2 protein-coding genes are annotated in these 3,516 nt (G+C 74.5%); one reads left to right on the plus strand and one right to left on the minus strand.

Annotation, left to right across the window (positions count from 1 at the left end; all coding sequences use genetic code 11):
- Nucleotides 1–2,631 (minus strand): cytochrome P450 (locus CCL05_RS36910; protein ID WP_244204530.1); only part of this gene is annotated, 2,631 nt, incomplete at its 3' end.
- A 152-nt stretch (nt 2,632–2,783) separates the two neighbouring features.
- Here CCL05_RS36910 and CCL05_RS36915 point away from each other — a divergent pair.
- Complete coding sequence (locus CCL05_RS36915) at nt 2,784–3,428, plus strand: PAS domain S-box protein (protein WP_086565006.1); 645 nt, start codon at nt 2,784–2,786, stop codon at nt 3,426–3,428.
- The last annotated feature ends 88 nt before the right edge of the window (nt 3,429–3,516 follow it).

The following is a 3,516-nucleotide window of genomic DNA, read 5'->3' on the forward strand; positions in this document are numbered from 1 at the left end:
GAGGTGGCCGGAGCCGGTGCCCCGGTAGAGACCCCTGCCGGAGCGGGCCGGTGCCTCCAGCAGCGAGACCATCAGGTCCACGTGGCCGGGGTCGACGGCGGGCGAGGAGGAGATGGAGTAGTGGCGGGGGCGCAGCGGGGTGAGGAGGTCGAGGAGCTGCGGCCAGTCCAGGGCGCCGCGCAGGGCCGGGTGGTCCTCGAGGATCTCCACGAGAGTGCGCGGGTCGTCGGTCAGGGCGGCCAGGGCCGTGCGCTCCGGCGGGCAGGGGTTGGCGGCGGCGAGGGCGGCCAGTTGCCCGGCGCTGGGGCGCTCCTGCAGCTCCACGTGGTGGGTGAGGAGCTGCCGTACCGTCACGGGGCGGTCGACGGCGATGCCGTCGCGGCGCGGTTGGGTGGGGCGGATGTCCAGGACGGTGTCGAGGTCGGTGCCGAGCGCGGCGGCGGCGCGGGTGACGAGGTCCGGGTGGTTGGCGGGCAGCACGGTGAGGTGGTCGGCCGTGCGGTAGGTGACGCCGTCCGGGAGCGCGACGCGGAGGAACCGCTTGCGGCGCGCGTAGCCGGGCGCGGTGAGGTCGTACGCCTCGGTGACCCGCATGGGGACGAGCTCGTGCCGCTCGGCGAGGGCGTCCAGCGGGCCGCCGGTGAGGGTGCGGACCTCGTAGGCCGCGGTGGGCTCGGCGTCCGGGGCCGTGGCGTCCGGGTCGCCGTACCGCTCCAGCAGGGCGGCGCGCAGGGCCGCCGTGAACTCCCGGACCGTGCCGGTGAGATCGCCGGAGGCGTCGGCGGCGGCGCGCTCCAGCAGCCTGCCGGCGCCGGACTGCGCGAGCCGCTCGTCGATCCGGGTGGGGACGTGCTGGTAGGTCGCGGCCCAGTTGCGGTCGCCGACACCGAGGACGGTGTAGGTCACGCCGGACAGGTCGTGGGTCTCCTCCAGCCAGGCGGCGAAGGCGGTGGCGTCGTCGGTGGGGCGGCCGTTGTAGGAGGCGGCCGTGATGACGACGGGCCGGTCGGTGGGCAGGCCGCCCGCGTAGGCGTCCAGGGACGCCACCTGGGTCTCGCAGCCGATCGCGGCGGTCTCGTCGGCGAGTTGGGCGGCGAAGTCGCGGCAGGTGCCGTAGTTGCTGCCGTGCAGGAAGAGGACGGCGGTGCCGGGGCGGACGCGGGCGGGCAGGCCCTGCGGTTCGGCCGACCGGGAGTCCCGGACCGGGGCGGCGCCGGGCAGCGGCGCGTGGGCGCGGTCGGCGGGCGTGCGCGGGGTGAGCGTGAGGGTGAAGCCCTCGGGCTTGAGGGTCAGGGTCTCCTTGACGTGGAGCCGGTAGTCGGCGTGGTCGCTCAGCCGGTAGCGGTGGACGAGCATGGCCAGCAGCATCGTCGCCTCGTGCAGGGCGAACTGCCGTCCGATGCAGGCGCGCTCACCGGTGCCGAACGGCTTGAAGGCGTGCACCGGGCGCTGCGCCTCCGCCTCGGCCGTGAAGCGGGAGGGGTCGAACAGTTCGGGGTTGTCGCCCCACACGGGCCGGCGGTGCAGCATCGGCGTGAGCACCAGGGCGGACTGCCCGGCGCGCAGCGGGATGCGGCCGCCGAGCAGCGTGTCCTCGCGGGCCTCCCGGGAGAACACGGCGGCGGTGGGCCACAGCCGGAGCGCCTCGTTGAGGACCTGGCGGGTGTAGGTGAGCCGGCCGATCTCGTCGTACGCGGGCTCCGGGTCGGCCTGGTCGCCCCACAGCTCGTCGACCTCGCGCTGCACGAGCCGGAGCGCGGTCGGGTGCTTGGCGAGGTAGTACAGGGCGAAGGACATGGCGCCGGAGGTGGTCTCGTGGCCGGCGATGAGGAAGGTGATGACCTGGTTGCGGATGTTGGCGGCGTCGAGGGTGCCGCCGTCGGCGGGGTGCTCGGCGGTGAGCATGAGGCCGAGCAGGTCGTCGGCCTGGCTCTGGTCGGTGCCGGTGCGGGCGGCGATGACCTCGTCGACGACCCGGGCGAGATAAGCGGAGTCCTCGCGGAAGGCCGCGTCCGCCGCCGAGTAGTCCCGGCCCGGGACGCGGGCGAGGCGGGTCATGCTCCACTCCAGGCAGCGGACCATCGACTCGACGAAGGGGTGCGGCTCGGGACGCTCGAAGGAGCCGAAGTCGTAGCCGAACCCGGCGAGTCCGATGGTGTCGAGCGTCATGCGGGTCATGTCGCCGGGCACGTCGACGGGGTGTCCGGCGCGGGCGTCGCGGTCCCAGGACGCGATGAGCCTGCGGGCCACCTTCAGCATCACGGGGTGGTAGGTCCGCATGGAGCCGAGCGCGAAGGCGGGCATGAGGATGTCGTGCGCCTTGGCCCAGTTGGGCTCGTCGTTGTACGCGGTGAACAGGCCATCAGCAGCGAATTCGCGGACGTTCTCCAGGCCGGGCCCGATGTGCTTGGCGAACCGCTGCTCGTCCGCGAGTTCGGCCACGAGGTCCAGGTCGCCCACGAACAGGGTGTCGCGTCCGTACAGCCGCCGCACGAACACCGGCCCGTGCTCGCGCATCAGGTCCATGGCCTGCTGGATGGGCGCGTCGCCGGGTCCGGTGCCGGAGATGTCGGCGACGGGGACGCCGGGGAGGCCGTCTGCGGGCCGGGGGGTCTGTGCGGTGGGGCGCATGACGCGACAACTGCCTTTCGCGGTACGGAAGTACTGCGATCCAGCGTGATCCACGGGACCCGGCGGGCCGTGCCGCGGGCCTACATGATTGTGTAGTACAAGCAGATGCGTCGCTCTTGCGCGGGGGCGGCCCGGCGTGGCAGGAGAAGCTCGTGGACCAGGCCCGGCAGGAGGCCGTGACGTGGCGCAACCGCGCCCTGCTCCTTTTCGACCGGGTCGCGATGCCGGTCGCGGTGTGCGATGTGTACGGCGCGGTGCTGCTGGCCAATCCGGCGATGGCCGCGGAGTGCGGTACGACGCCGGGGCGGCTGCGCGGCCGTGACGTCCTGGACCTGTTCAGCCCGCGGGAGGCCACGCAGGTGGAGCGCATCGCCCAGGCCCTGCGGCTGCGGCACCGCTCGCGCTACCAGGTGTCGGTCTGCTGGGAGGCACCCGGCGGCGCGGAGCGGTACGGGGAGCTGACGGCGGACCCGGTGAGCGACACGGTCGAGGACACACCCGCGCTGCTGGTGATGCTGCGCGTGGAGGGCGAGCGCGCCCCCTCCCCCGCCCCGCCCGCCGAGCAGGCCCGGGTCACCCCGACGGAGGCACGCATCCTGGCCCTGCTGGCCGCCGGCGCCACCACGGCCCGGGCGGCCCGCGAGACCGGCCTCACCGCCGACGGCGTCACCTACCACCTGCGCCGCCTGTCCTCCCGCTGGCATGCCGCCAACCGCACCCAACTGGTGGCCCGCGCCTATGCGCTGGGGGTGCTCACCCCGGGGGTCTCGCCCCCGGAGGCCCCGGCCACGGAGTAGGCGGCGCCCGCTCCCCACTGGTGGCCCCGCCCACACACTGGGGGCGCTCACACCGGGGACTCGCCACCCCTGGCCCCGGACACGAAGC

Source organism: Streptomyces africanus, from assembly GCF_002150735.1.
GTDB lineage: Bacteria > Actinomycetota > Actinomycetes > Streptomycetales > Streptomycetaceae > Streptomyces > Streptomyces africanus.